The following is a 6,421-nucleotide window of genomic DNA, read 5'->3' on the forward strand; positions in this document are numbered from 1 at the left end:
GCCCAGCGTCGTCTACCGTCGGCACGCCTACGACTACGGCGTCATCCACCTCAACGCGAACCCGCTCTTCGACGTGGAGCCGGGTGGCGCGGGGGGCGCGCTCGGCGGCTGACCGGCGCGGCCGGGTCGTACGAACCGTGCGGCCGGACCCGTCGTGCCCGTGGTGGCACCCCTCGGGGCGCGTGTGCGCCCCCTGGGGCGCCCCCGTGCGACCACGGGAGCGCCGCGGCACCGCCCAGGCATGAAATCATGGCCGGGCGGCCAACCGGCGGACTGCCGAGACCGGTTGGCGCCGCGCAGCAGCGTGCAACCGCAAAGGGCCATGGCCTTCAGGGGGAGGAACGATGGCGGACAGCTTCGGGCCCGTGTCCGGTGAGGACGGCGTCGCAGGCGAGAACGGCGTCGAGACCGGCGTCGGCACGGACAGGGGCGGGACCCGTAAGGAGCCCATTCGGGTCCTCGTGGTGGACGACCACGCGCTCTTCCGCCGGGGGTTGGAGATCGTCCTCGCCCAGGAGGAGGACATCCAGGTCATCGGCGAGGCCGGGGACGGGGCGGAGGCCGTGGACAAGGCCGCCGACCTGCTGCCCGACATCGTGCTGATGGATGTGCGGATGCCCAAGCGGGGCGGCATCGAGGCGTGTACCTCCATCAAGGAGGTGGCGCCCAGCGCGAAGATCATCATGCTGACGATCAGCGACGAGGAAGCCGACCTCTACGACGCGATCAAGGCCGGGGCCACCGGCTATCTGCTCAAGGAGATCTCCACCGACGAGGTGGCGACGGCGATCCGGGCCGTCGCGGACGGCCAGTCGCAGATCAGCCCGTCGATGGCGTCGAAACTGCTGACCGAGTTCAAGTCGATGATCCAGCGCACGGACGAGCGGAGACTGGTGCCCGCGCCGCGGCTCACCGACCGGGAGCTGGAGGTGCTCAAGCTCGTCGCCACGGGGATGAACAATCGCGATATCGCGAAGGAGTTGTTCATCAGCGAGAACACCGTGAAGAACCACGTCCGCAACATCCTGGAGAAGCTCCAGCTCCACTCCCGCATGGAGGCCGTGGTCTACGCGATGCGGGAGAAGATTCTGGAGATTCGGTAGGCGGGGATGCTCCTGCCCTGAGGCTCCTGGGCCGCGGGGCGGGCGCTCGTCGTCAGGCGAGGGCCTCGATCAGGGCCTTGGCCAGGGCGGGGTCGTCGCAGCGGTCGACGCGGACCGTGTCGCAGCCCACCCACTCGGCGGCCTCCCGCAGGGCCTGGGCCATGGGGGCGACCGCCTTGCGGCCTGCCAGGGAGACCTGACGGGCCACCAGGGTCGTTCCCTCGCGGGCCGGGTCCACCCGGCCGAGCAGACGGCCGTTCGTCAGCAGCGGCATCGCGAAGTAGCCGTGCACCCGCTTGGGCCGGGGCACGTACGCCTCCAGGCGGTGCGTGAAGTCGAAGATCCGCTCCGTGCGGGGGCGGTCCCAGACGAGGGAGTCGAAGGGCGAGAGCAGCGTCGTGCGGTGCCGGCCGCGCTTCGCCGCGGACTCGTCCGCCAGCGCCGCCGGGTCGGCCCAGGCGGGCTTGGCCCACCCCGCCACCTCGACCGGCACCAGGCCCGTGTCCGCCAGCGCCGCCTCCACCTGGTCGCCCTTGAGACGGTGGTAGTCGGCGAGGTCGGCCCGGGTCGCCACCCCCATCGCGGCCCCGGCCTGGGCGACGAGCCGCCGCACGCACTCGGCGTCGTCCAGCTCGTCGTGGCGCAGCTCGTCCGGGATCGCGCGCTCGGCCAGGTCGTACACGCGCTTCCAGCCCCGCCGCTGGGTGCAGACGACCTCGCCGGTGTCGAGCAGCCACTCCACCGCGATCTTGGTCTCGGACCAGTCGTACCACTCGCCGCCGTTCTTGGCGCCGCCCAACTCCGTGGCAGTCAGGGGGCCTTCCGCCTTGAGCCGGTCCCGTACGGCCGCGCAGGAGCGCTCGGAGTCCTCCATCACATGCCAGCGGTGGCCGCGCGCGAGCCGGGCGCGGCGGCGGAAGGCGAAGTGCGGCCACTCCTCGACGGGCAGGATGCACGCGGCGTGCGACCAGTACTCGAAACTGCGCCCGTTCGACCAGTAGGCGGACTCCACGGACGTACGGCCCACCGCGCCCAGGCGCGCGTACGGCACCAGCTCGTGGGAGCGGGCCAGCACCGAGATGGTGTCCAGCTGCACCGCGCCCAGGTGCCGCAGCACCCCGCGCACCCCCGCCCGCCGGTCCGGCGCGCCCAGCAGGCCCTGCGCCCGCAGCGCCATGCGCCGCGCCTCGTCGGCGGAGAGCGTCACTTCGGGCGTACGGGCTGCGGGCGTACGGGCCGCGGGGGCGCGGTCCTTCGAGGCGGTGGTCGTCATGCCGATCACACTAGGGGCGGGCACTGACAATCGGCCGGGCGGTCGGCCGGGGGCTGGGGGCGGTTCGGGAACGGGGAGGTCAGCCGCGGTCCGGGTACGGGAGGTACGGCGTCTCCGTCGGGCGGCCGAGGTCCGAGGGGAGCAGGGACGCGACCCACTCGTCCCGCCGGGTCCCCGCGTAGACGCTCTTCGAGCGCATGGTGCCCTCCATCTGGAAACCTGCCTTGAGGGCGACCGCGCGGGAGCCTTCGTTGCCGGCCTCCGCGTGCCACTCCAGGCGCTCGACGCCGAGGTCCGCGAAGGCCCAGCGGACCACTTCGCGCACCGCCTCGACGGTGTAGCCGCGGCCGCGCTGCTCCTTGGCGGTCCAATAGCCGATCTCGGCCTGGTGCTCGGGTGCGGCCAGCTGCGCGAGCCGCACCAGGCACACGACCCCCACCAGGGCGCCGTCGCCCGCAGCGAATGTGCCGAAGGTGTAGAGGGAGTCGTCCTGCCAGCCGGTCGGCACGGTGCGTCCGACGTAGTTCTCGGCGTCCTCGCTCGTGTATGGAGAAGGGACGCTGGACCAGCGCGAGATCTCCGGGTCCTGGCAGGCGGCGTGCACGGCCTCGGCGTCGGCATCGGTCAGGGGGCGCAGTATCAGGCGGTCGGTGGTGAGGGTCACGGGTTCCATGCGCGCAGTCTCCGCTGTCGCCGCCGTCCGGCGCGAGCGGATTCCCCGCGGCGGAGCGGCAGGCGCTGCCGCCGCTGTGCCCGTACGCCCGCCGTGCCCGTACGCCCGTGGTCCTGTCCCCCGCCCCGCCGGGACCCCGCCGGACCCCGCGACAGCCGTGCTCACGGCACCTTCGGGCAGCGCTGTTCGTTGCACGAGAGGGTGACAGCGGGTCTTCGCGGCGACGGACCTCCCGGCGCGGCGGGGTCCTCGCTTACGATGGCCGTTGCGGTGGGGCCTGCCCCCTTGAAAAAATGCCGCGCCAGCGCACCTGACCGTGCCAGGCCCGACCGGCAAGGAGCCAGCCTACGTGTCCGTCTTCAACAAGCTCATGCGTGCAGGCGAAGGCAAGATCCTGCGCAAGCTGCACCGCATCGCGGACCAGGTCAATTCCATCGAAGAGGATTTCCTGAACCTCTCCGACGCCGAGCTGCGCGCCCTGACCGACGAGTACAAGCAGCGTTACGCCGACGGCGAGAGCCTCGACGATCTGATGCCCGAGGCGTTCGCCACCGTCCGCGAGGCCGCCAAGCGCGTGCTCGGACAGCGCCACTACGACGTACAGCTGATGGGCGGCGCGGCCCTGCACCTCGGGTACGTGGCCGAGATGCGCACCGGTGAGGGCAAGACCCTCGTCGGCACGCTGCCCGCCTACCTCAACGCGCTGTCCGGCAAGGGCGTCCACCTGATCACGGTCAACGACTACCTCGCCGAGCGCGACTCGGAGTGGATGGGCCGGGTGCACAAGTTCCTCGGCCTGGAGGTCGGCTGCATCCTCGCCAACATGACGCCGGCGCAGCGCCGCGATATGTACAACCGGGACATCACGTACGGCACCAACAACGAGTTCGGCTTCGACTACCTGCGCGACAACATGGCGTGGGCCAAGGACGAACTGGTCCAGCGGGGCCACAATTTCGCGATCGTCGACGAGGTCGACTCGATCCTCGTGGACGAGGCCCGTACGCCGCTGATCATCTCCGGCCCCGCCGACCAGGCCACCAAGTGGTACGGCGACTTCGCCAAGCTGGTCACCCGGCTCACCAAGGGGGAGGCCGCCAACCCCCAGAAGGGCGTCGAGGAGACCGGGGACTACGAGGTCGACGAGAAGAAGCGCACCGTCGGCATCCACGAGTCCGGCGTCTCCAAGGTCGAGGACTGGCTGGGCATCGACAACCTCTACGAGTCGGTGAACACCCCGCTCGTCGGCTACCTCAACAACGCCATCAAGGCCAAGGAGCTCTTCAAGAAGGACAAGGACTACGTCGTCATGGACGGCGAAGTCATGATCGTCGACGAGCACACCGGCCGTATCCTCGCCGGCCGCCGCTACAACGAGGGCATGCACCAGGCGATCGAGGCGAAGGAAGGGGTGGACATCAAGGACGAGAACCAGACGCTCGCCACGATCACCCTCCAGAACTTCTTCCGCCTCTACGAGCGCCACGACCACAGCGGCAAGAAGGTTCCGGGCCTCTCCGGCATGACCGGTACGGCCATGACCGAGGCCGCCGAGTTCCACCAGATCTACAAGCTCGGCGTCGTGCCCATCCCCACCAACCGGGACCTCGCGCGCATCGACCAGTCCGACCTGATCTACCGCACCGAGGTGGCGAAGTTCGCGGCCGTGGTCGAGGACATCGCCGAGAAGCACGAGAAGGGCCAGCCGATCCTGGTCGGCACCACCTCCGTCGAGAAGTCCGAGTACCTCTCGCAGCAGCTCGCCAAGCGCGGCGTGCCGCACGAGGTGCTCAACGCCAAGCAGCACGACCGGGAGGCGTCGATCGTCGCCCAGGCCGGCCGCAAGGGCTCCGTCACCGTCGCCACGAACATGGCCGGCCGCGGTACGGACATCAAGCTCGGCGGCAACCCCGACGACCTCGCCGAGGCCGAGCTGCGCCAGGTCGGCCTGGACCCCGTGGACAACGCCGAGGAGTGGGCCGCCGCGCTGCCCGCCGCCCTGGAGAAGGCCGAGGCCGCGGTCAAGGCGGAGTTCGAGGAGGTCAAGGAGCTCGGCGGGCTGTATGTGCTGGGCACCGAGCGGCACGAGTCGCGCCGTATCGACAACCAGCTGCGCGGCCGTTCCGGCCGTCAGGGCGACCCCGGCGAGTCCCGCTTCTACCTGTCGCTCGGCGACGACCTGATGCGCCTGTTCAAGGCCGCGATGGTCGAGCGCGTGATGGCCATGGCCAACGTCCCGGACGACGTGCCGATCGAGAACAAGATGGTCACCCGCGCCATCGCCTCCGCGCAGTCCCAGGTCGAGCAGCAGAACTTCGAGACCCGTAAGAACGTCCTGAAGTACGACGAGGTCCTCAACCGCCAGCGCGAGGTCATCTACGGCGAGCGCCGCCGCGTTCTGGAGGGCGAGGACCTGCACGAGCAGGTCAAGCACTTCATGGACGACACCATCGAGGCGTACGTCCAGGCGGAGACCGTCGAGGGCTTCGCCGAGGAGTGGGACCTCGACCGGCTGTGGAGCGCGTTCAAGCAGCTCTACCCGGTGAAGGTCACGGTGGAGGAGCTGGAGGAGGCGGCCGGGGACCGTGCGGGCATCACCGCCGACTTCATCACCGAGTCCATCAGCGACGACATCTACGCCCAGTACGAGGCGCGCGAGGAGGAGCTGGGCTCCGACATCATGCGCGAGCTGGAGCGCCGCGTCGTGCTGTCCGTACTGGACCGCAAGTGGCGCGAGCACCTCTACGAGATGGACTACCTCCAGGAGGGCATCGGCCTGCGCGCCATGGCCCAGAAGGACCCGCTGGTCGAGTACCAGCGCGAGGGCTTCGACATGTTCAACGCCATGATGGACGGCATCAAGGAGGAGTCCGTCGGCTATCTGTTCAACCTGGAGGTCCAGGTCGAGCAGCAGGTCGAGGAGGTCCCGGTCGAGGACGCGCAGGAGCCGACGTCGCTGGAGAAGGACGTCCAGGACGCGGTTCCGGCGGGGCAGCGGCCCGAGATCCACGCCAAGGGGCTCGACGCGCCGCAGCGCCCGGACCGGCTGCACTTCTCCGCCCCGACCGTGGACGGCGAGGGCGGCGTCGTGGAGGGCGACTTCACCAATTCGGACGCCCCGGCCCGGTCCGAGTCGGACGGTCTGACGCGCGCCGAGCGCCGCAAGGCCCCGCTGCGTTCGGAAGCCGAACTCACCCGCCACATGGAGGAGTTGCTCGGCCGCAACACCTCGACGCGGCAGGCGCTCAGCTTTCTCGGGTCCGGCTGCTACCAGCACCATGTACCTGCGGTCGTGGACGAGGTGGTCAACCGCAGCGAGTTCCTCACGGCGTACGCGGGCGAGCCCTACGAGGACCACGGCCGCTTCCAGGC

The 6,421-nt window shown here is 70.2% G+C and carries 4 protein-coding genes and 1 pseudogene; 3 read left to right on the forward strand and 2 right to left on the reverse strand.

Going from position 1 to position 6,421, the window contains the following annotated elements; all coding sequences use genetic code 11:
- Both ACFU99_RS28730 and ACFU99_RS28735 read left to right on the forward strand, forming a co-directional pair.
- Window positions 1-112: pseudogene (locus tag ACFU99_RS28730) on the forward strand (ribosomal subunit interface protein); the annotation flags it as partial.
- Between the two features lie 232 nt (window positions 113-344).
- Window positions 345-1,103, forward strand: a complete 759-nt coding sequence (locus tag ACFU99_RS28735) for a response regulator (RefSeq protein WP_384397500.1) — start codon at window positions 345-347, stop codon at window positions 1,101-1,103.
- Between the two features lie 52 nt (window positions 1,104-1,155).
- Here ACFU99_RS28735 and ACFU99_RS28740 read toward each other — a convergent pair whose 3' ends face one another.
- Together ACFU99_RS28740 and ACFU99_RS28745 are read right to left on the reverse strand one after the other, a co-directional pair.
- A complete protein-coding gene (locus ACFU99_RS28740) occupies window positions 1,156-2,376 on the reverse strand; it encodes a winged helix-turn-helix domain-containing protein (RefSeq protein WP_384397503.1) in 1,221 nt (406 codons plus the stop codon).
- Window positions 2,377-2,455: 79 nt separating this feature from the next.
- Window positions 2,456-3,049 (reverse strand): GNAT family N-acetyltransferase, encoded by a 594-nt coding sequence (locus tag ACFU99_RS28745; RefSeq protein WP_384397506.1) that lies wholly within the window; start codon window positions 3,047-3,049, stop codon window positions 2,456-2,458.
- 349 nt (window positions 3,050-3,398) lie between these two features.
- On the opposite strand from ACFU99_RS28745, the gene secA reads away from it, so the two are divergent.
- A partial coding sequence (secA, locus tag ACFU99_RS28750) for a preprotein translocase subunit SecA (protein WP_384397509.1) occupies window positions 3,399-6,421 on the forward strand: 3,023 nt, incomplete at its 3' end.

The organism is Streptomyces sp. NPDC057654 (assembly GCF_042800135.1).
Lineage (GTDB): Bacteria > Actinomycetota > Actinomycetes > Streptomycetales > Streptomycetaceae > Streptomyces.